At 39.7% G+C, this 20,647-nt stretch carries 19 protein-coding genes; 15 read left to right on the top strand and 4 right to left on the bottom strand.

The genetic code is table 11. The features are described 5' to 3' along the window. Window positions 1-3: 3 nt before the first annotated feature. Together Q4600_RS04625 and Q4600_RS04620 are read right to left on the bottom strand one after the other, a co-directional pair. Entirely contained in the window at window positions 4-1,644 is a 1,641-nt protein-coding gene (locus tag Q4600_RS04625) for a PH domain-containing protein (protein WP_303513179.1), read from the bottom strand. Further along, the gene (locus Q4600_RS04620) at window positions 1,637-2,464 is read right to left on the bottom strand and encodes a PH domain-containing protein (RefSeq protein ID WP_303513176.1); all 828 of its coding nucleotides are present in this window, start codon (window positions 2,462-2,464) and stop codon (window positions 1,637-1,639) included. Before Q4600_RS04620 ends, Q4600_RS04625 begins: the two co-directional genes overlap by 8 nt. 200 nt (window positions 2,465-2,664) lie before the next feature. Between Q4600_RS04620 and Q4600_RS04615 the strand changes: the two genes are divergently transcribed. Beyond that, window positions 2,665-3,006 (top strand): winged helix-turn-helix domain-containing protein, encoded by a 342-nt coding sequence (locus tag Q4600_RS04615; RefSeq protein WP_303513506.1) that lies wholly within the window; start codon window positions 2,665-2,667, stop codon window positions 3,004-3,006. Between the two features lie 42 nt (window positions 3,007-3,048). Here the strand turns inward: Q4600_RS04615 and Q4600_RS04610 are convergent, their stop codons facing one another. Then, window positions 3,049-4,764 carry a diguanylate cyclase gene (locus tag Q4600_RS04610; RefSeq protein WP_303513172.1) on the bottom strand — a complete coding sequence of 572 codons (1,716 nt, stop codon included), beginning with the start codon at window positions 4,762-4,764 and terminating at the stop codon, window positions 3,049-3,051. A 375-nt stretch (window positions 4,765-5,139) separates the two neighbouring features. Between Q4600_RS04610 and Q4600_RS04605 the strand changes: the two genes are divergently transcribed. The 14 genes from Q4600_RS04605 (at window position 5,140) to bfr (Q4600_RS04540) (ending at window position 18,398) form a co-directional block, all read left to right on the top strand. After that, window positions 5,140-5,778, top strand: a complete 639-nt coding sequence (locus tag Q4600_RS04605) for an alpha-ketoglutarate-dependent dioxygenase AlkB (protein ID WP_303513169.1) — start codon at window positions 5,140-5,142, stop codon at window positions 5,776-5,778. A gap of 153 nt (window positions 5,779-5,931) precedes the next feature. Continuing rightward, the gene (locus tag Q4600_RS04600; RefSeq protein WP_102528430.1) at window positions 5,932-6,231 is read left to right on the top strand and encodes a BolA family transcriptional regulator; all 300 of its coding nucleotides are present in this window, start codon (window positions 5,932-5,934) and stop codon (window positions 6,229-6,231) included. A gap of 307 nt (window positions 6,232-6,538) precedes the next feature. Beyond that, window positions 6,539-7,048, top strand: a complete 510-nt coding sequence (luxS, locus tag Q4600_RS04595; protein ID WP_102528431.1) for an S-ribosylhomocysteine lyase — start codon at window positions 6,539-6,541, stop codon at window positions 7,046-7,048. Window positions 7,049-7,243: 195 nt separating this feature from the next. Then, a complete protein-coding gene (locus tag Q4600_RS04590) occupies window positions 7,244-9,319 on the top strand; it encodes a TonB-dependent receptor (protein WP_303513167.1) in 2,076 nt (691 codons plus the stop codon). A 430-nt stretch (window positions 9,320-9,749) separates the two neighbouring features. Then, on the top strand, window positions 9,750-11,084 hold the full coding sequence (locus Q4600_RS04585) for a Na(+)-translocating NADH-quinone reductase subunit A (protein ID WP_229368979.1): 1,335 nt from the start codon (window positions 9,750-9,752) through the stop codon (window positions 11,082-11,084). Further along, window positions 11,084-12,286: an NADH:ubiquinone reductase (Na(+)-transporting) subunit B gene (locus tag Q4600_RS04580; RefSeq protein WP_102528433.1), complete on the top strand. Its 1,203-nt coding sequence runs from the start codon at window positions 11,084-11,086 to the stop codon at window positions 12,284-12,286. Before Q4600_RS04585 ends, Q4600_RS04580 begins: the two co-directional genes overlap by 1 nt. Next, the gene (locus tag Q4600_RS04575) at window positions 12,276-13,070 is read left to right on the top strand and encodes a Na(+)-translocating NADH-quinone reductase subunit C (RefSeq protein ID WP_229368978.1); all 795 of its coding nucleotides are present in this window, start codon (window positions 12,276-12,278) and stop codon (window positions 13,068-13,070) included. Before Q4600_RS04580 ends, Q4600_RS04575 begins: the two co-directional genes overlap by 11 nt. Next, the gene (locus Q4600_RS04570; protein ID WP_102528435.1) at window positions 13,070-13,702 is read left to right on the top strand and encodes an NADH:ubiquinone reductase (Na(+)-transporting) subunit D; all 633 of its coding nucleotides are present in this window, start codon (window positions 13,070-13,072) and stop codon (window positions 13,700-13,702) included. Before Q4600_RS04575 ends, Q4600_RS04570 begins: the two co-directional genes overlap by 1 nt. A gap of 5 nt (window positions 13,703-13,707) precedes the next feature. Continuing rightward, the gene (gene nqrE / locus Q4600_RS04565) at window positions 13,708-14,316 is read left to right on the top strand and encodes an NADH:ubiquinone reductase (Na(+)-transporting) subunit E (RefSeq protein WP_102528436.1); all 609 of its coding nucleotides are present in this window, start codon (window positions 13,708-13,710) and stop codon (window positions 14,314-14,316) included. Window positions 14,317-14,362: 46 nt separating this feature from the next. Next, on the top strand, window positions 14,363-15,610 hold the full coding sequence (nqrF, locus tag Q4600_RS04560; protein ID WP_102528437.1) for an NADH:ubiquinone reductase (Na(+)-transporting) subunit F: 1,248 nt from the start codon (window positions 14,363-14,365) through the stop codon (window positions 15,608-15,610). 136 nt (window positions 15,611-15,746) lie between these two features. Beyond that, window positions 15,747-16,760, top strand: a complete 1,014-nt coding sequence (locus Q4600_RS04555) for an FAD:protein FMN transferase (RefSeq protein ID WP_303513155.1) — start codon at window positions 15,747-15,749, stop codon at window positions 16,758-16,760. Window positions 16,761-16,832: 72 nt separating this feature from the next. After that, window positions 16,833-17,054, top strand: coding sequence for a (Na+)-NQR maturation NqrM (nqrM, locus tag Q4600_RS04550; protein WP_102528439.1), 222 nt, complete (start codon window positions 16,833-16,835; stop codon window positions 17,052-17,054). Between the two features lie 393 nt (window positions 17,055-17,447). Beyond that, a complete protein-coding gene (gene bfr / locus Q4600_RS04545) occupies window positions 17,448-17,918 on the top strand; it encodes a bacterioferritin (protein ID WP_220751761.1) in 471 nt (156 codons plus the stop codon). 12 nt (window positions 17,919-17,930) lie between these two features. Next, the gene (gene bfr / locus Q4600_RS04540) at window positions 17,931-18,398 is read left to right on the top strand and encodes a bacterioferritin (protein ID WP_102528441.1); all 468 of its coding nucleotides are present in this window, start codon (window positions 17,931-17,933) and stop codon (window positions 18,396-18,398) included. A gap of 148 nt (window positions 18,399-18,546) precedes the next feature. Here bfr (Q4600_RS04540) and Q4600_RS04535 read toward each other — a convergent pair whose 3' ends face one another. Further along, window positions 18,547-20,457, bottom strand: coding sequence for a methyl-accepting chemotaxis protein (locus Q4600_RS04535; protein WP_102528442.1), 1,911 nt, complete (start codon window positions 20,455-20,457; stop codon window positions 18,547-18,549). Between the last annotated feature and the right edge of the window lie 190 nt (window positions 20,458-20,647).

Raw genomic sequence — 20,647 nt, 5'->3', positions numbered from 1 at the left:
AGCCTAAATCCAGTTACTCGAGTCATACTTAGTACGTGCCATTGCCTTTTCAGCAATAAAGTTTGCATCAAGTTGCTTTATATAAGGCAAGGTTAAGCTACCACTGGCTAATCCGAGTTTGAGATAGGCATAACCTTTTTTCTTTTGCGCCTTCGTTTGAATTATGGATACATGTTGGACTTTCTCGAAAGGGATTCTTTTCCAGTTACGACTGAAAAGCCCACTATGTTGCCATACGACATTATCTTCGATGACATAACCCCATTGTTTATATCTTAAATAGATTAACCCCATCACTAGGAAAGCTACTAACCAAAGTATCCCTGTGAAGATATCTAGCCCTTCAATTGCGGTTAACAGCGCCGCTGGGATAAACGCAATAAACCCACGTCTAGTGAACCAGGCAAACGCAATGCTTTGGTAGCTTTTGGGGATGCTATTACATCCTCCTGAAAGCTCAGGGATATGCTGTAATATCGTGCTTATTTCAGCGGTTTTTACAGTGGGGATCAACATATGTTGCGCCGCTTTTTGCTCGACCTCTTGGCCTTTTACTTGTTTTAGGTAAACCGTCCATACGCCAAAAAGCCTAGCAAGTACCGGTTGGCTGAAATGTAATAACTGCACGCGCTTAATCGCTAAAGCATCTTGCTGATGCGATATCACGCCACCACTGCGCTGCAGAGTTTTCAGTCTTTTTTCCAGGCGATAGGGGTAGTATTTCAGCACAGCTGCAATAATAGAGATAAGAGAAAATAAGCTATAGATTAAAGCGAAAATGATGACTGCTGAGATAACTTGAAGGGTGAGATTTTCGCCACTAAAACTAACTATGTTCGTCCAGATATATTGCACCAGCGGAATTTCAACAATGTCTTCCCATTTGATTTGCCCCAAGATAGGCCCGGCAATAACCGCGAGCCAAATTAAATTATTTTGATAAAAACCAAACTGGATTAGCTGCTTTAAATCTCGTTTGATAATAAGCCTTGTAGACTGTGATACTTGTGCACTATCAAGGCGGTGAGCTTCTAGCGGATTGTCTTCAATTCTATTTTCATTGGCAGTGGTGTTGAGTTGACCAGTTTCGAATAGACCAGTTTCGAGTTGGTCTGCTCCAAGGTGCTCGTTTGAGCTTGATTGGAGTTGTAATAATTGCTGTTTTATTAAGTTTGCATCACTAGCATTCAGTGCTGCTAAGTGAGCTTCATCTTCTTTTGAACCAGCAGTTTCGATGACTAAGGTGCCTAACTTTAATGGCTTAAAGTAAAAGGGCTGTTCATATCGAATATTTTGGATTTTATTGAATGGGATTTCGTCTTTGCGGGTAAACAATAACCCTCGTTTAATGTTGAGTTGTTGACCATTGAGTTTAAAGCGGTATTTACGCCATTGAATAACGGCAAATACAGACAACAAAATCATCAAAACGATGGTAGCTAGTAGCCCTAATTGTAAATCAAACCCATTTTTCCAGCCGGCAAAAACAATAGGGATAATGGCATAACCGTTGGATAAAATAGCTTTGGCGGTGCCAAAGCTAAAGCTGAGCATTGACCAAGGCGAAAGGGATTGCCATTGGCTAAAATCGCCGTGACTTTTTTGTGGTTTATTGACTGAAGTCGCATCTTTAGACTCAGTCATCTTGCTTATCGCCTTGTGCTTTTTTTGAGCGAGTCTCAGAGGCTAAATTCACATTCACATTCACATCCACATCTACATCTACATCCACATTAACATCCACACCCTTATCTAGATCTTGATTCATAATGTCATGTTCACTTTCTATGACATTGTCATTTGGTGTTAAATGCTGGTTTGTTTGCTCTGTTTGTAGCGATGTGTCTGAGCTTTGTTTTGATTGGTACGCCGTGGCTTGATGCAATAAATGCTGCCTTAGGTGTTCAGCGGTATCAAATAATAATCCAGGTAAATAGATTTCGGCGGCGCCACTGCCGGCACTAAAGCATTTTAGCGTTGCCAGAGAAAACCTTCTTTGCAGTGGGTTTTGTGACAAACTGACATGTTGTAGACGAGTGAAAGGCAGGGTCGTTGTCGATATCCACCAGAGTCCTTTTCGAACAACAAGTTCATGTTCTAGCACGCCATAGCCAAGATTTTTAGCGGCTTTATGTTTCAGGCTTACCAAGCCTGCGCCTAATAAGCTTAATACGGTGAAAACGGTTAGTGAATGAGATATTCCTGCTTGGTTGTCGATATTCATGATGAACATAATGATTGCAATGATAACCACAACAAGTCCTGATGTTTGTATTGCGATTTGTTTTGGATAATTTTTATCAACAGCAGATAAGGATAAATCGCTATAGGGTTGCCACTGTGACTGGGTCAGCAATGTTTTATCTGTCGGCGTTTCTGCGTGCTCAGAACCTTGTTCAATTAGCTGCTGAGAAGTTGCTGCCGCAGTTGATGCATTACTTGATAAATCAGACGTTGAAGTCATTAATTGTCCTTATTGTGCCAATAGGCGATTGCGACTTTTAATCAGTGAAACTTAGCATTATATGTTTGTTAATTAAGCATGAATAATCGCTTATTTATATAGAATTAAATCTATAAAATGCTTTCTAATCAATACGCAATCTTATAGCTTATTGATATCTGCGTATGGAAAACCTATACCTAAACATGGAACAAGTATTTATGGCATCTTCTAGTAATTCAATCGTTAACGACACTGCAGAACCTAAACTCATTTCAAAGGCGCATAAAGCTTTTTTACGTAAACTGTATCTGTGCTATTTAATTTCTCAGCAACAGCAAAACTTATTGTCGTTACATCAGATATCAAAAATGCCCCGTAGAACCATTCAAGATACCTTAGCTGCCATGTTAGATATTGGCGTAAAGATTACATTTATCCAGGATGGTGAACGACATAATGCAGGGTATTATCAATTAAAAGATTGGGGCCCGATCAACTATCGATGGGTTGAAGCTAATATCGCAGATATTTGTCAGCAACTTGATATCGACATTCCATGACCCATAAGCCATAACCCATAGCCATAACCATAACCTTAGACATTAACTCACGGCACGATTTACATCTGGTGAAAGTCCGCCACAGATTTGATTTCGCCCTGAGCGTTTAGCTTGATATAAATGTTTATCGGCAACTTCAATTAACATGGGCAACTGATTGATCGCACTGCAGCTTGTAACAATACCAATACTGGCTGTGACATTGATTTTACGTTGTGATTGGGTGAATGGCAGTTTAGCGATATTCTCACACAATCTTGCTGCAAGCGTATTGGCTTCTTGTTCTTGTGTGTGGGGCAAAAAGATGATGAATTCTTCACCGCCCCAGCGTGCTAGTACATCATCTTTTCGCAATGTATCTCTGATTAAAGTAGCGACTTTAACCAAAACTTCATCACCAAAGTTATGTCCATAGGTATCATTAACCCCTTTAAACCGGTCAATATCTATCATTAAAATAGAAGCGGACTTTTGAATCCTTTCTTCGGCAAACATCGGCTCGACTAGTTGGTAGAATGCACGACGATTATTAAGTCGGGTGAGCGGATCCATATTGGCCATTTTTTCAGCGATGGTTTTTTCATTTTCTACTCGCCTAAATCGTTCGGTTAAGGCAAGGGCCAACAATAATACGTCGATAAAAAAGCCGACTTCAGCAGCGCGATAAGTGAAATGATTAAAGGGGATATAATTCCAAACCGCTAAACAAGTCACAGCGATGCCCAACATTGAAGAAATGGAGGCTATTAAGAAGAATCGTGCAGAGATATTGCCAAAGTTAAGTGACAAAACACCTAATACAATCATTAGGCCACTAAATAACAGCATAAGATCAAAGGCAAATATGAGTCCTAATACTCTATCTTGTAGCATTACTGCCATCAGCATTAATACTGGGAAAATGATGCATAAACTTTTTAAAATCCGATTAAGTGTAGGCAATTGAAATTTTAATCGTAGAAAGTGGCAAGCGAATAAAATCCCGCTAGTACAAAAGGTCACCATCAGCAGGGGAATTGACCATTGTTGCCATAAGGGAGAGTTAGGCCACAGCCATAAAGAACCATGACCACTGTAGGCAAAGTGGAGCAGTAAAAAGTTACCAAGATACAAACTATAAAAAAGATAGCTTTTGAGCCGTAGGCCAATGAATAAAATGAAGTTGTAGATTAATAAAGCGGTGATCGCGCCATAGAGAAACCCGTAACTATAATTATTGAAAGCACTTTTTTGTAGCATTTCTTTTTGGTTAAACAAATAAACGGGAATTGCCATCGGATCGGGTGTTTGTACTCTGATAAGCACATCAGTTTTGCCTATCGGGTAGCTGTAATTAAAGTTAAAACTCGGTTGCATTGCCGATTGTTGGTAGTAAAGTGACAAGTCGCCTTGGTGCTCAAAGTGGACTATTGTATCGTTATCAAACCAAAAGGCGCTGACTTCGTCGAGCCAATAATTATCAATATGCAAAACTCGGTTCAAGGGCTCTGAGGCATCATTATTAATAGTGAGATGCAGCCATACCGGTTTGGCATTAATACCGTAGTTACTGATACTTTGATTAACGGGACTAAATTTTCCTTTTTTTAAAAGCTCAAAAGCCTGAGAAGCATTCAGCCTGTCCTTTTCAACATATTGGGAAAGAGAGTAGCCGATGGGTTCTGGATGGTTTTCAGATAAATGAAGGGCGTCAGCTTGAACTATGCTGACGTTCAATCCAAGAATTAAACTAATAGCTAACGTAAATATCCATTTCATAAGTGCGATAAAATACCATTATTTATCTTGTTAACGCTGAAATCCATGTTCTAGCAAAGTGCGATTTAGCTAGAGTCTTGTTTATTAAGAGCTGTTTATTAAGAGCTGTTTATTAAGAGCTGTTTATTAAGAGCTGTTTATTAAGAGCTGTTTATTAAGGGCTGTTTGTTCATAACGCTCTGTTAAGGCTAAGCTTCGTTTAACTGTATATTTTACAACTAGAATAACTCAATGCTTTATTGATTTTAGGTTCTCATAATAAAGTGATACTGAATATTAAAATTATGTAATAAACCTTGTTTGCATACTTAAGGATTAGTCACAAAGGTGAGCTTGTCAAAATTAAACATGCGATAAATCAATAGGTAAAGTGAGATGAAACAGCTAGGTTTAGGGCTATTACCACAAGAAGAACTTAAAAATGTCAGTCCTAGGTCTGAGCAAGCTATCGCACCTGTAACGTTAATTAAAACGTTTTTGAACTTGCAGCAACAGCAAGCGCTATTAACTGAATCGTTAACGTATCCTTTTGAACAGCCTATGGTTACTGTATTTGGTAAACAACATCCTATTCCGCGTAAACAGGTATGGTTTGCTGATGATGGGTGTGCCTATCAGTATTCATCCTTACTGATAACCCCGACACCTTGGCCGCAAGGATTATTGAGTTTAAGAAACCAATTGCAGCAGCAACTTAATGTGAATACTAATGGCGTACTAGTAAATCGCTATCAAAATGGTTCAGATAGCATGGGTTGGCACAGTGATGATGAGCCAGAAATCGAGCCCAATAGTGACATCGTGTCGATAAGCCTTGGTGCAAGTAGAGATTTTGTATTAAGGCATAAAGCTACTCAGCAAAAGCTTACGCTCACATTGCACTCTGGTGATTTATTAATCATGCATGGTGAAATGCAGCAAAATTGGCAGCATAGTGTGCCAAAACGCCTAAAAGTGTCTGAACCGAGAATTAATCTTACATTTCGCAAATTAGTTGTTGGTTTTCATGAGTAATTTTCAAGTTAATAATTAGGGTTAAAAAGTGAGCAAGCTTGCATTGTCAGCATTTTTTGCCAAACATGTCTTATTGAATTTATGTTGGTTTGATTTTTGAAACGTTAAACAGTAGTCTTCAACCTTTCAGATTGTAGATAAAAAGAGTTTGTTATGTCAGTTGAACAAGTGATAACCCAAAAACTGAACCAGTCTTTTAGCCCAATCCATTTAGACGTACTTAATGAAAGTAATCGTCATCATGTACCACCAAACTCTGAGACACACTTTAAAGTTGTAGTCGTGAGTGATGAGTTTGAATCTCAACGTCTTATATCCCGTCATCGCGCGGTAAACGGCGTTTTAGCTGAAGAGTTAGCCAATGGTGTTCATGCATTATCAATTAATGCTTATACTCAAGAAGAGTGGAAGGCCCTTGATACAGTGCCTAAAACGCCGAACTGTAAAGGCTAATTTTTTACTGTGTCATACAGTGAAAATACGTTAGTTATTCTTAAACCTCATCAGCGTATGGGGTTTTTTATTGCCTCCAATTTACCTTCTTCAACTAGCACATTAATTGCCTTATATTTTGACGGCATCACCCCAATCAATAATTACAATGAATAGCCATGGGGCGGTTCAAGTTTGACCGATTGTCATAAGCTTGTCATTGGAAGGTGATATGCATGGATATCTTCAATGGTTTGCTTAGCTGTTCGCATTTTATTTTGATGCTATGATGCCAAGCAGATTATTTGCCAACCTTAAGGAATGTGTAATGCCTTTACTTGATAGTTTTACCGTTGACCATACACGCATGGACGCGCCGGCTGTTCGTGTTGCTAAGCATATGAGTACACCTAAAGGTGACACCATTACGGTATTTGACTTACGTTTTTGTGCGCCGAATAAAGATATTTTGAGTGAACGTGGCATTCATACCTTAGAACATTTATTTGCAGGCTTTATGCGTGATCATTTAAATGGTGACAGTGTTGAGATTATTGATATCTCGCCAATGGGTTGTCGTACTGGCTTTTACATGAGTTTAATTGGTGTGCCATCAGAGCGTATGGTTGCAGATGCGTGGTTAGCTGCAATGGAAGATGTGCTTAATGTGGTTGAGCAAACTGAAATTCCTGAATTAAATGAATACCAATGCGGTACATTTGAGATGCATTCACTTGAACAAGCTCAAGATATAGCTCGCGCTATTATCGCAGCAGGCGTCAGCGTCAATCGTAACGATGATTTGAAATTAAGCGATGATATTTTAGGAACGCTTTAACGGTTTTAATTTGCAAACAGCATAGATTTATCAAAAGCGGCTTCGGTCGCTTTGTTTTTATGAGGTTAATTAATTATTAAAATACTGTTCTTATTTGTGTGAAAACGTTATTGTTATCAGTTGATAATAGGACGTTATTTATAACAATAAAGCATCGAATATAACGATGCTGATGATGTATTTTGGGAGTTAATCATGTCTAAAAGCCAATTCAGCTTGTCTGTAATTGCTTCAGCTGTGCTTTTTGTTTGCCATTCAGGTTCTAGTTTTGCTGGAACATCCGTTACAGCCTCAATGGATGAGTCGAACAATACTGTTGTGCTAACCCAGCCTCAGACGGCTCCGCTGCATTATCGAGATAGCACCATTCCGCTAGCTTTTTCAGGAATGACAGTGTTGCCTAGCAGTCAAGGACAGGCGACAGCAGTTACTCACCGCGGCGCAATGAGTGGTATTGCTGTTACACAAGATCGTGTTAGTTTTTCTCCTTCTCCTTATGCAGCACCTCAGCTTGTACTTCAGCCTAATTTAGCGCTACAAAGCAAAATATCAGCTTTAACTCTCACTGATGTGGCCAAAGGCGGCATGGGATCTTTTGGTCATGTTAATTACACGACTGCGCAGATTAGTCCAAATGAATTGGGCGGTAAGGCAAATATTGAAATCAATGAAAATGGTGATGGCCACGTAGGTGCAATTGCCAGCGGATTGAATAAAGAATACGGCATGATGTTAGCGGTGGATTATCAAAACACAGCTGAAGAAGTCGGTTTTGTTAGCGGCTTTGATAATGAGCAAACGCAAACTGACATTATGTTTAAAATTAATGCTGATAGCTTAGTTGGCGCGCGTAATCCGCAGCAAACCGAATTTATGTACCAGTACACTGACTCTGATAGCGGTTATTCAAATGTGGGCTTAACAGCGCAAGACTGGGGAACGAATCCAGGTACTCGATATTCTGCGACGCAAAATGATCAGCAAGAAGGCCAGCGTCACAAGTACCAAGTTAGCCATATCGTTGATTTAACCAGTGGCACTCAAATGGTGTCAGACTTTTATTACCAGTCTTATGATGAGAAAAAAGCGCAGCTTAATGCATTAGACGGCACTTTTATAGGTCTTAGTGAATTACAAACCATTGCTGATTTTGATATGAATCCTGTTGGCAGCAATAACCTTTCTTCTATGTTAGAAGATAACCACTATGCTGGTTATGGGCTGCAAACTGAAGGAACGAGTCAGTACGGTGAACATCAAGTGACTTACGGTGCGCTGTATCATTCAGATAAAGCTGAAATGAAATTTGGTCAACAAGATTGGTTATGGAGTGACGATAGAAGTCTTTCCAGTGTCAATGTAGATAAAGCTGTAATGGCGTATGTTGATGATGTGAATGTGTTTACCACTACAGCCGATGCTAAATTAAATTATGGCGCTTTATCATTTAACTTAGGGTTGGCGTTTGAAAATGTCAGTACCACTCGTGAAGTCAGTGTTGAAGCATATGGCATTGAAGCCGCAGACTTCTCTGATGACGGTTGGATCCCATCACTTGAAATTGCTTATACTACAGGCGCTTGGAAAGCGGCAATTGCTGCGAAACAAGCTTGGAGCGCAGCAGCTGCGGGAAATGCTACTCAACAAGCGCAAGAGTCAATGCATTATCAACTTGGGTTAACTTACCAGACAGACTCGCTTAATCTCGGTGTAAATCTTTATATGCAAGACTTCGATAATCAGCACATTAGCTGTATGTGGAGTATGGCATGTGACTATTCTCAGCGTTATGTGCAAGAAAATATTGAAGACGTGAGTGTTAATGGCGTCGATTTATCTGCCGATTACCAATTTGCTTTCGAGAGTTTCTCCATACCGTTGAGCGTTCAATACCAGTATAGCCAGGCTGAATTTGGTGAATCAGGTGTTAACGACTTAATTGGTTTATATGTGAAAGGCGAACAATTGCCTTGGGTGCCTGAGCAGCAATTAGCCATTAGTGGTGGTGTTATTGTTGGAGCGTTTAGTTTTATGGCCCAAGGGCTTTATCAATCAGAGCTAGGATATGCGACAGCATTTAATGGTGGAGAACAAATTGACGGGCAATGGAAAGTCGATATTGCCGCTAATTATCATATTTCTACTGTGCATGAAGTGTATTTACGTATAGAAAATGTACTTGATGAGGATTTAGTGAGTCAACAGTCTACTTTAGGCATTAATGCTCAAGGTGAAATGTTGACATATTTCGGCTATCAAGCACGTTTCTAAAAAAATACAATCCCTTCTATATTACCTAGCTTACTGTTTTAAAAGTGCTTTAGTATGGGCTTAATTAGCCCATACTAACTGCTACAAATGTTAACAAATAGATAAACCACTTCCTCTATTAATTCTTTTAAAATTAATGCTATAGTGCTCATGTTGCTGGATTATTGCATCGAATCGCGTGATATCAGTCTATTCCACACCCTAAATAGGTGTAATTGTTTAAAAATGAACAATCAAAAATTTCAATCACCTATTATTTTCGTGGCGATAGCGCACATTTTGAGGTAAAATGCGCGCGACCAGCGTGATTGCGATCGCATTTCCGTGATAAATCTGCGCTAGCTCAACACTGAAGTGTTTGTTAACACTTTGTATTTTTTGGGTAGGAACGCGGCGCATTGTCTTTCCTTCAAACGTAGTGCTTGTGGATATGATTACAATAAAGAAAGGATTGGAACTACCTCTAGCAGGTGGCCCAGAGCAAGTTATCCATAATGGCCCAGCCATTAAGAATGTCGCCACTTTGGGTGAAGAGTATATTGGCTTACGTCCAACGATGAAAATCAAGGTTGGCGAAAAAGTTAAGAAAGGCCAGGTTATTTTTGAAGATAAAAAAAACCTAGGTGTAAAATATACTGCTTTAGCTAGTGGGACTGTATTAGAAATTAACCGGGGTGCTAAACGTGTACTTCAGTCAGTTGTTATTGAAGTGGAAGGTGACGACAAAGTCAGCTTTACTCAATACAGTGCTGACGCGTTAAACACGTTAGATGCAGCTGTTGTCAAAGAGAACTTGATTGAATCAGGTCTATGGACAGCTTTGCGTACTCGCCCTTTCAGTAAAGTACCTGCAGTTGACTCTGTCGCCGCTGGTATTTTCGTCACCGCTATAGATACCCAACCACTAGCTGCAGATCCTGCAATTGTGATTGCTGAGCATAAAGAAGATTTCGCAAACGGTTTAACCCTGCTTGCAAAATTAACTGAAGGCAAAGTGTTCATTGCTAAAGCGCCTGGTGCAGATATTCCTACTGGGAATGCTCAAGTTGAAGAGTTTGCTGGTAAACATCCGGCAGGCCTTGTGGGTACTCATATACATAACTTACTTCCTGCATCTGCAACACGTACTGTGTGGCATGTTGGCTATCAAGATGTGATTGCAATCGGTCAGCTATTTACCCAAGGCGAACTTAACACTCAACGTGTTGTTGCTATTGGTGGCCCACAAGCTAAGAACCCTCGTCTCGTTCGTACGGTTTTAGGTGCAAGCACTAACGAACTTACTGCTGGTGAAATTGAAGGTAATACCGTTCGTGTTATCTCAGGATCAGTATTAAGTGGTCGTCAAGCTGCAGGTCCTCACGCTTACCTTGGTCGTTACCATCAACAAATTAGTTTGTTGCTTGAAGGTAATGAAAAAGAATTATTCGGTTGGGCTATGCCTGGCAGCGATAAGTTCTCTATCACTCGTGCATTCTTAGGTCACTTAAACCGTACTGGTCTGTTCAACATGACCACAAGTACTGGTGGTTCTGACCGTGCAATGGTACCGATTGGTAACTATGAACGTGTTGTTCCGTTAGACATCTTACCGACAATGTTACTTCGCGATTTAGTTTCTGGTGATTACGATGGTGCAGCTGCACTGGGTGCATTAGAGCTAGACGAAGAAGACTTGGCATTATGTACCTTCGTATGTCCAGGCAAGTATGACTACGGTACATACCTGCGTGATTGTTTAGATACGATCGAGAGGGAAGGCTAATGAGCTTGAAAGATTTTATCGAGCGTATTGAACCGCAATTTGAAAAAGGCGGTAAGTACGAAAAGTGGTACGCCCTTTATGAAGCGGCTGCGACTGTGTTTTACACTCCAGGTAAAGTAAACAAAGGTAGCACGCATGTGCGTGATAACCTTGACCTTAAGCGTATGATGATTACGGTTTGGGCGTGTACTTTCCCTGCAATGTTCTTTGGTATGTACAACGTTGGCTTACAAGCTCAAGATGCGCTTATTGCTGGTTTTGCTACTCCTGATGTATGGCAAGTCAGCCTATTTAGCTTATTCGGTACTGAGCTAACAGCAGACTCTGGCATCGCGGCCTTGATGTGGTACGGTGCCTGTTGGTTCTTACCTATCTACGCTGTGACCTTTGCGGTTGGTGGCTTCTGGGAAGTATTATTTGCTTCTGTACGTGGCCATGAAGTTAACGAAGGTTTCTTTGTTACCTCGATTCTTTTTGCGCTCACACTGCCAGCAACAATTCCTTTATGGATGGTTGCACTAGGTATTACCTTCGGTGTTGTTGTTGCTAAAGAAGTGTTCGGTGGTACAGGTCGTAACTTCTTAAACCCTGCACTAGCTGGTCGTGCTTTCCTATTCTTTGCTTACCCATTAAACATGTCAGGTGACACGTCTTGGGTTGTTGCTGATGGCTACTCTGGTGCAACTGCACTGAGTCAAGCTGCACAGGGCACATTAGAATACGGTATCACTCAAGACTGGTGGGATGCTTTCTTTGGTTTCATTCCAGGTTCTGTCGGTGAAGTTTCTACGTTCGCTATCTTATTAGGCGGCGCGGTGATTGTTTATACTCGTATTGCATCTTGGCGCATTATTGCAGGTGTTTTACTCGGTATGATTGCAGTGTCAACACTGCTTAATGTCATCGGAAGTGACACCAATGCAATGTTTGCAACGCCTTGGTATTGGCACCTTGTTTTAGGTGGCTTTGCATTCGGTATGATGTTTATGGCAACTGACCCAGTTTCAGCGTCATTTACTAACAATGCGAAATGGGCTTATGGTTTATTGATTGGTGCCATGGCTGTCTTTATTCGTGTTATTAACCCAGCATTCCCAGAAGGCATGATGTTAGCAATTCTATTCGCTAACTTATTCGCACCATTATTTGACCATTTTGTGGTTCAAGCAAATGTTAAGCGGAGGATTTCACGTGGCCAGTAATAAAGAATCAATCGGCAAAACATTATTTGTTGTTGTCGGTCTGTGCTTTGTCTGCTCAATGTTCGTTTCGACGGCAGCAGTGTTATTAAAGCCGACTCAACAGCAAAATAAGTTATTAGATAAGCAAAAGTACATTCTTGAAGCTGCTGGTTTAGTTGACACTAAGGCTGGCAAAGTAGAGAAAGACGTTATCATCGAAAAGTACAATAAGTACGTTGAAGCTCGCCTTGTTGATTTAAAAACAGGTGACTTCGTAGAAGGTGATGCGGATACTTTTGATGTTGAAAAAGCAGCACGTACTCCTGCAACGTCTTTCAAACCTGAAAACGATATTGCATCAGTTAAGCGCGTAGCAAACCAGGGTGTTGTTTATCTTGTTAAAGATGACAGCAACGAACTACAAACCGTGATTATTCCTGTTAAAGGCTACGGTTTATGGTCAACCATGTTTGCTTTCTTAGCCGTTGAACCTGATATGAATACAATTCGTAGCTTAGTGTATTACGACTTTACTGGTTCTGGTGAAACCCCAGGTCTAGGTGGTGAAGTTCAAAACCCACAATGGGTTGCTAAGTGGCAAGGTAAGAAACTTTATGACGACAATGGCGAGCTAGCCATTCAAGTGACAAAGATCCCTACTATCGCATCTTCAGTCCACGGTGTTGACGCATTATCTGGTGCGACACTAACGAGTAACGGTGTTCAGTACTCACTAACGTTCTGGTTAGGTGAAGAAGGTTTTGCACGCTTTATTGAAAAAGCACGCAATGGAGGACTTAGCTAATGGCTGATGCTAAAGAACTTAAACAGGTTCTGACCGGACCTATCATTAATAACAACCCGATTGCTTTGCAAATTCTGGGTGTATGTAGTGCGCTAGCAGTAACCGCTAAAATGGAAACTGCCATCGTAATGACATTAGCATTGACAGTGGTTACCGCATTCTCGAATTTATTTATTTCGATTTTACGTAATCACATTCCAAGCAGTGTTCGTATTATTGTGCAGATGACCATTATTGCTTCGTTAGTAATTGTGGTTGACCAAGTATTGCAAGCTTACGCCTATGACGTTGCGAAGCAATTATCAGTATTCGTTGGTTTGATTATTACTAACTGTATTGTAATGGGTCGTGCAGAAGCCTATGCGATGAAAACACCACCTTTAATGAGCTTCATGGATGGTATCGGTAATGGCCTAGGCTACGGTGCAATCCTATTATCAGTTGGCTTCTTCCGTGAGCTATTTGGTAACGGTTCATTATTTGGCGTGGAAATCCTAAGCAAAATCTCTGACGGTGGTTGGTACCAGCCTAATGGCTTGTTACTTCTTCCTCCTAGTGCGTTCTTCTTGATCGGCATTTTGATCTGGGTTATCCGTACTTATAAGCCAGAGCAAGTAGAAGCAAAAGGGTAAGCGCAATGGAACATTATATTAGTCTGTTAATTCGTTCGATATTCATTGAGAACATGGCGTTGGCCTTCTTCTTGGGTATGTGTACTTTCCTAGCTGTATCTAAGAAAGTCACAACTGCGATGGGCCTTGGTGTAGCAGTTATTTTCGTACTTGCGATTTCAGTACCTGTAAACCAAATCATCTATCAAGGTTTATTAGCGCCAGGCGCACTTGCTTGGGCTGGTGTTCCTGATGCAGATTTGAGCTTCTTGAAGTTCATTACCTTCATTGGTGTTATCGCAGCATTAGTACAAATTTTGGAAATGGCTTTAGACAAGTACTTTCCACCTTTGTATAACGCGTTAGGTATTTTCTTACCTTTGATCACCGTAAACTGTGCAATTTTTGGTGCTGTTTCATTCATGGTTGAGCGTGATTACAACCTAAGTGAAAGTTTAGTATTCGGGATTGGCTCTGGTATTGGTTGGGCATTAGCGATTGTATTGCTAGCCGGTCTTCGTGAGAAAATGAAGTATTCTGATGTGCCAAATGGTCTTCGTGGTTTAGGTATTACCTTCATCACTTCAGGTTTAATGGCGCTAGGTTTCATGTCGTTCTCAGGTGTATCTCTTTAAGAGATACCCAGCGACGTATTACTTTGAACCTTAAAGGATAAGTTTAATGGATATTCTTAACGCTACTCCAATAGATGTTTATCTAGGTGTGAGTATGTTTACTGCAATCGTTTTAATCTTGGTTTTAGTGATTCTATTCGCTAAATCTAAGCTGGTTGCAAGCGGTGATATCACTATCTCAATCAATGATGATAGCGAAAAAGCAATTAAAACAGGTGCGGGCAGTAAGTTACTTGGCGCATTAGCTGATAACGGTATTTTTGTATCTAGTGCCTGTGGTGGCGGTGGCTCATGTGGTCAGTGTCGCGTTAATATTAAGTCTGGTGGTGGTGATATTCTTCCAACAGAACTTGATCACATTAGTAAAGGTGAAGCTCGTCAAGGTTGTCGTTTAGCCTGTCAGGTAAATGTAAAAACTGACATGGATATCGAACTTGATGAAGAAATCTTCGGTATTAAGAAGTGGGAATGTGAAGTTATCTCTAACGATAACAAAGCGACGTTCATTAAAGAACTTAAGCTGCAAATTCCTGGTGATGAATCAGTTCCTTTCCGCGCCGGTGGTTACATTCAAATTGAAGCACCTGCTCACCATGTTAAGTATGCGGACTTTGATGTTCCTGCTGAATATCGTGGCGACTGGGAGCACTTTGGTTTCTTCAACTTAGAATCAAAAGTTGATGATGAGACGATTCGTGCTTACTCAATGGCTAACTACCCTGAAGAGTTTGGTATTATTATGTTGAACGTGCGTATTGCTACGCCACCTCCGCGTAATTTAACTTTACCTTGTGGTAAGATGTCATCGTACATTTGGAGTCTTAAAGAAGGTGATAAAGTCACTATCTCGGGCCCATTTGGTGAGTTCTTCGCTAAAGAGACTGATGCTGAAATGGTGTTCGTTGGTGGTGGTGCTGGTATGGCCCCAATGCGTTCACATATTTTCGATCAACTTAAGCGTTTAAACTCTAAGCGTAAGATGAGTTTCTGGTATGGTGCACGTTCTAAACGTGAAATGTTCTACGTTGAAGATTTCGACGGACTAGCATCGACCAATGAAAACTTTGAATGGCATGTTGCATTATCTGATCCGCAAGAAGAAGATAACTGGGATGGCTATACTGGATTCATTCATAACGTATTGTACGAAAACTACTTACGTGACCATGATGCACCAGAAGATTGTGAGTTCTACATGTGTGGACCTCCAATGATGAATGCTGCCGTAATTGGTATGCTTAAAGACCTAGGTGTTGAAGATGAAAACATCTTACTCGATGACTTTGGTGGCTAATGCGTTAATCAACATAGATTAGCAATTACACTATAAGACATTGAACGTCATGAATTGCAGCTCGCTGACACGGAGGTCACTCTAGTTAGTAAGCTGCAATTTTTTATTTTAGATATTACTAATTTTTAAGTTTGAGATGATAAAGATTTCTATAAATTCGATTGCAGTTACCCTCGTTGTATTTTTACTCACAGCATGCGGGACTGAAGATAAGATGGTATCGCTTGCCGGTAAAACTATGGGCACGACTTACCATATTAAAGTCGTTAGAAATGAGCAATTACCAACGACACAATTACTGCAAGCTGAAATCGATATTGCGCTTGAGCTAGTCAATGACCAAATGTCGACTTACCGACCGAAATCTGAATTATCTAAATTTAATCAGCTAGGGATTAATCAGAGTATTACCGTTTCACAAGATACGATGACAGTATTTAAAGAAGGGTTAAGACTTTATGATGTGACCGGTGGCGCTTTAGATATTACATTAGGGCCGTTGATTAATTTATGGGGCTTTGGTCCTAATAAGCGTCCAACCGAGATCCCGAGTAAAGAAACGATTGATAGAGTGAAAGCAAAAGCTGATATTAGCGGTTTTACTATTAATGGTTTAAAACTAACAAAAACCAACCCTGACTTATATGTGGATTTATCCTCATTAGCAAAAGGTTACGGTGTTGATAAAATAGCGCAACTTTTAAATAAGTATCAAGTTAAAGGTTATCTTGTTGAGATTGGCGGTGAAATTAGCGTTAAAGGCGTTAAAGATGACGGTGCGCCTTGGCGTATAGCGGTCGAGAAGCCGTCGTCAGAAGGAGCCTCTGTTCAACAAGTTGTTGAGCCTGGTGACATGGCGTTGGCGACATCGGGTGACTACCGTATATATTATGAAGAGAATGGCGAGCGTTTTTCGCACTTAATTGACCCACGTACTGGCTATCCAATTAAGCATAAGCTAGCCTCAGCGACAGTATTACATCCAAGCAGCATGACAGCGGATGCATATGCGACTGCAATGATGGTGTTAGGCACTGAAGCATCTTTAGCGTTAGCCCATGATGAGCATTTGCCTGTGATGTTAATTGAAAAAGATGGCGATCAATACGAAGTTTTTTACAGTGAAGCTTACGCACCGTATATTCAGTAAGCGTTTTATTATACGTTGTTTGTGGATTATTTAGCGATTTTTGCCGATTAGAAGTAATTGTTGGAGAATATTATGAGTACCTTTATTGCAGCGTTCGTTGTGTTGTTATTATTTTTTCTATTGATGTCTATTGGCTATATTATTAAAAGAAAAGCGGTTGAAGGTAGTTGCGGTGGTTTGGGTGTATTGGGTATTGAAAAAGCCTGTGACTGCGATGACCCATGTGATAAGCGTAAACGCCGAATGGCTGAATCAGAACGTGAAGCTAAACTAAATCAAAATCGGATTATTTAATCATCTGATTAGAGCGTCAACTTGCTCTTAAATTGATATCAATAAAGCCCATTGAATAAATAATTCATTGGGCTTTTTTGTTGTCATCATTGGCCAATATAATGGCATTATTGTATTAGATACAAAATTTACAAAACTCTTTTTAGGTAACATTTTCGACTAATTTTGTGATTTGATGCAGGTGAAATATATTACCTGTTTAGCTAGAAGGGTGATTCTATTGAAGTTAACGTAACTTACGCATAGTTAAACCTAGTTAAAAACCTAAGTTGTAATGATAATGATTATCACTAACTAAGTTTATGATTTTAAAGGATATTTGTATTTTTTTATTGTATGTACTATTCTGTTGGAAATTGATCCAGATCAATCTTGCATTTAAAGGACAAAATCATGAAAGGCCATCCAAAAGTAATTAGTCAGTTAAACCGTGTTTTGACTTGCGAGCTAACTGCAATCAACCAATATTTCTTACATGCACGCATGTTTAAACATTGGGGTTTAGAAAACCTTAATGAAAAGGAATACAAAAAATCGATTCAAGATATGAAACATGCTGACAAGTTGATTGAGCGTGTTTTGTTTTTAGAAGGCTTACCTAACCTTCAGCAGTTAGATAAATTACGGATTGGTGAGCATTGTGAAGAAATGCTTGATTGTGATGAGCAAGCGCTAACAGAACAGTTAGTGGTATTGCGTGAGACTATCAAGCTTTGTGAAGCTGAACGTGATTATGTTAGCCGCGATTTATTAGAAGATTTACTCGAAGATGAAGAAGAGCACCTAGATTGGATTGAGTCTCAAAAAGAGCTAATCAATCAAACGGGTATTCAAAACTACCTTCAATCACAAATTAAAGATTAATAGGAAATTAACATGAAAGGTAATCCAGAAGTAATTGCAGCGCTGAATGCACTATTAACCGGTGAATTGTCGGCAATGGATCAGTATTTTGTACATGCTCACATGTATGAAGATTGGGGATTTGACGAGCTTTATACTCGCATCCTTCATGAGTCTGATGATGAGAAAGCCCATGCAGCTAAGCTAGTTCAGCGAATTTTGTTCCTAGAGGGAACGCCAGATGTCGCAAGTCGTGAAGCATTAAACATTGGTAAAGATGTTGAAGAAATGCTGAAAAACGACCTGAACTACGAATATGCTGTGGCTGACCATTTACGTGAAGTTATCGCTTTGTGTGAAGCTAAAGAAGATTTCCAAACTCGTGAAATTTTAGAAGTGTTATTAGACGATACTGAATCAGATCACATGTACTGGTTAGAGAAGCAAATTCGACTCATTGATCGCGTTGGTTTACAAAACTACCTACAAACAAAAATGTAATCTGTGTAAATTGTTTTATTATTAAAGCCCAACTGTTTAATAACAGCTTGGGCTTTTTTGTTTCTATTAATTAAAGTTACGCCCTAATAAGGTAAAAATCTAAATATATTAATTAGATATATATCTTATCTACTCTGTATTTAATCCATTATAGTTTGAAGCGGCCAATCATATTGGTGAGTTTGTTATTTATGTCGATAATATTGTTGGTTTCAGCTCTTTGTAAGTTGCCCTCATTATTGAGTGTTTCTACCATGTCGTGTATTTTATGCATATTCTTATTAATGGCATGAATAACCTGGTTTTGTTCATTGGCTGATGTTGATATCTGATTATTTAAGTCATTCACTTGTGTCATGAATTGACTCATTTCCTGCAAGCTAGATGATGTAGCTTCTACGTTTGTAACTGTTTCAGTACAAGCGGTTTCAGTATGAGTAATAGAAGAGACAACATTGGTTGCCTCTGATTTTAACTTTGCGAGGGCTACTTCAATTTCACTGGTACTTGCTTGAGTTCGACTTGCTAGTGCTCTTACTTCATCAGCCACTACAGCAAAGCCTCGACCTTGTTCGCCAGCACGAGCTGCTTCAATAGATGCATTTAACGCCAGTAGGTTAGTTTGCTCAGCAATGCTCCCAATCACAGACACAATACTTTGAATACTGCTGGTTTCATTATTCATATGTTCTACTTTTTGAGCTGTTTCATTAATTTGTGAAGCTAATGCTGTTATGCCTATTTGAGTCGATTCGATTGTCTTAAGTGAATATTCACCTGTAGTATGTGCTTGCGTAGTAAGTTGTGCAGCGTTAAAGGTGTTTTCTACAACCATCTCAGCAGTGTTAGATAGCTCTTCGATCGCTGTTACAATCTGTGTTGTTTCACAGGTATGTGACTCCAAGATATTATCACTGTGAGCGCTATATTCTTGTAATTTGCTTACTCCTTCAGAAAGGCTGACAGTTGATTGATGTATTTCTACCAGCATTGACTGAAGTTGGGCAATAAATTGATTTATCCCTAAGGCAATTTTACCTAAATCATCTTCACTTTTAATGGTTAATCGTCGAGTTAAATCGCCATTACCTTCTGAGAGACCTATAACAAGATCTCGTAATTCAATAATCGGTTGATAAAGCTTGTTCAGAAGAGTAAGTAAGATAACGATTGAAATAATAAGAATTACGCTGATGATCATGGCCATTTGCAAAGTGGCACTAACCAGAGGCGCAAAGGCTATGTCTTCATCTACGGTAATTACAACGTACCATTCCTTACCATCGAGCAGTTCAATGCGTTGGCTTGCAACTAAACTTGTTTGACCATTTATCATGCTACTTTCTACGGCTTCAGCCTTATCGGTTATCGTGTAGTAGAGTGATTGTAGTGCTGCGACATCATTAATGTTCTGCTTTTGTTCAATCAAAATCGAGTTAGATGCCAGCACTAACCCCTGCTTATCAATAATGAATCCAGATGCCCCATTGATTTTATGTAAATCATCTAATTCTTGTTGCAGTTCATCAAACCTGAGATCGGCCATAATAATACCGTTATCTATCGCATGCATGACACCAAGCATTGGAACAGCATCAGTCCGAGTAAAAAAAATGTCACTTAAAGTTAATGATGAGCTACCTTTTCCTGTTTGGTACCAAGGGCGTGTTCTTGGATCATATTTATCTAACAACCCAACACCATTCGGAAACGACTCAGATTCTTTGGAAACAAATGATGAGCCATCATCAAAACCGATTATGACTTTAGATACCCCACCTAATTGAGCGGTGTACCTTGTCATTGCAACATGGTTATCACCTATCTCACCTTGACTATAAAGATGTGCAAGTTCAGTCACAGCCTCAGTAGTTCGATTAAATGCTGTGTGAATGTCTGAAACTTTGTGCTTTAAGGTATTATGAATTTCTTGGGTGAGTGCGCTAGTGATTTGATCTTTAAGTAAGCTATGAGCAACCCAGCCATAAATCAACAGTGAAAGCACCAATAGAAAGCTCATGGCAGACAATATACTTGTTTTAAAACCTAATTGTTTCATTTGGTTACCTATTTGTATTATTATAGGTTTATATGATAATCATTAGGTGGAGGTAAAAATGATATCTTGCTCAATTATTTTAACTTCTAGTGACATTAATTGAACATTTTTATTGTTACTTTATGAGTTTAAACAATTGAAATCGATTCAATGATAGGGATGTAATCGTTTCTTTTACGTTGAGGTGGCT

The sequence above is a fragment of the Shewanella sp. 2_MG-2023 genome (assembly GCF_030548905.1).
Lineage (GTDB): Bacteria > Pseudomonadota > Gammaproteobacteria > Enterobacterales > Shewanellaceae > Shewanella > Shewanella electrodiphila.
Note: the sequence above shows the minus strand (reverse complement) of the source record. Positions and strands in the feature narration are given on the sequence as shown.

Bases quoted from the DNA above. Each gene is read 5' to 3' on its own strand.
- Q4600_RS04625 (WP_303513179.1), bottom strand. From the start codon at position 1,644: ATGACTGAGTCTAAAGATGCGACTTCAGTCAATAAACCACAAAAAAGT.
- Q4600_RS04620 (WP_303513176.1), bottom strand. From the start codon at position 2,464: ATGACTTCAACGTCTGATTTATCAAGTAATGCATCAACTGCGGCAGCA.
- Q4600_RS04615 (WP_303513506.1), top strand. From the start codon at position 2,665: ATGGCATCTTCTAGTAATTCAATCGTTAACGACACTGCAGAACCTAAA.
- Q4600_RS04610 (WP_303513172.1), bottom strand. From the start codon at position 4,764: ATGAAATGGATATTTACGTTAGCTATTAGTTTAATTCTTGGATTGAAC.
- Q4600_RS04605 (WP_303513169.1), top strand. From the start codon at position 5,140: ATGAAACAGCTAGGTTTAGGGCTATTACCACAAGAAGAACTTAAAAAT.
- Q4600_RS04600 (WP_102528430.1), top strand. From the start codon at position 5,932: ATGTCAGTTGAACAAGTGATAACCCAAAAACTGAACCAGTCTTTTAGC.
- luxS (WP_102528431.1), top strand. From the start codon at position 6,539: ATGCCTTTACTTGATAGTTTTACCGTTGACCATACACGCATGGACGCG.
- Q4600_RS04590 (WP_303513167.1), top strand. From the start codon at position 7,244: ATGTCTAAAAGCCAATTCAGCTTGTCTGTAATTGCTTCAGCTGTGCTT.
- Q4600_RS04585 (WP_229368979.1), top strand. From the start codon at position 9,750: ATGATTACAATAAAGAAAGGATTGGAACTACCTCTAGCAGGTGGCCCA.
- Q4600_RS04580 (WP_102528433.1), top strand. From the start codon at position 11,084: ATGAGCTTGAAAGATTTTATCGAGCGTATTGAACCGCAATTTGAAAAA.
- Q4600_RS04570 (WP_102528435.1), top strand. From the start codon at position 13,070: ATGGCTGATGCTAAAGAACTTAAACAGGTTCTGACCGGACCTATCATT.
- nqrE (WP_102528436.1), top strand. From the start codon at position 13,708: ATGGAACATTATATTAGTCTGTTAATTCGTTCGATATTCATTGAGAAC.
- nqrF (WP_102528437.1), top strand. From the start codon at position 14,363: ATGGATATTCTTAACGCTACTCCAATAGATGTTTATCTAGGTGTGAGT.
- Q4600_RS04555 (WP_303513155.1), top strand. From the start codon at position 15,747: ATGATAAAGATTTCTATAAATTCGATTGCAGTTACCCTCGTTGTATTT.
- nqrM (WP_102528439.1), top strand. From the start codon at position 16,833: ATGAGTACCTTTATTGCAGCGTTCGTTGTGTTGTTATTATTTTTTCTA.
- bfr (WP_220751761.1), top strand. From the start codon at position 17,448: ATGAAAGGCCATCCAAAAGTAATTAGTCAGTTAAACCGTGTTTTGACT.
- bfr (WP_102528441.1), top strand. From the start codon at position 17,931: ATGAAAGGTAATCCAGAAGTAATTGCAGCGCTGAATGCACTATTAACC.
- Q4600_RS04535 (WP_102528442.1), bottom strand. From the start codon at position 20,457: ATGAAACAATTAGGTTTTAAAACAAGTATATTGTCTGCCATGAGCTTT.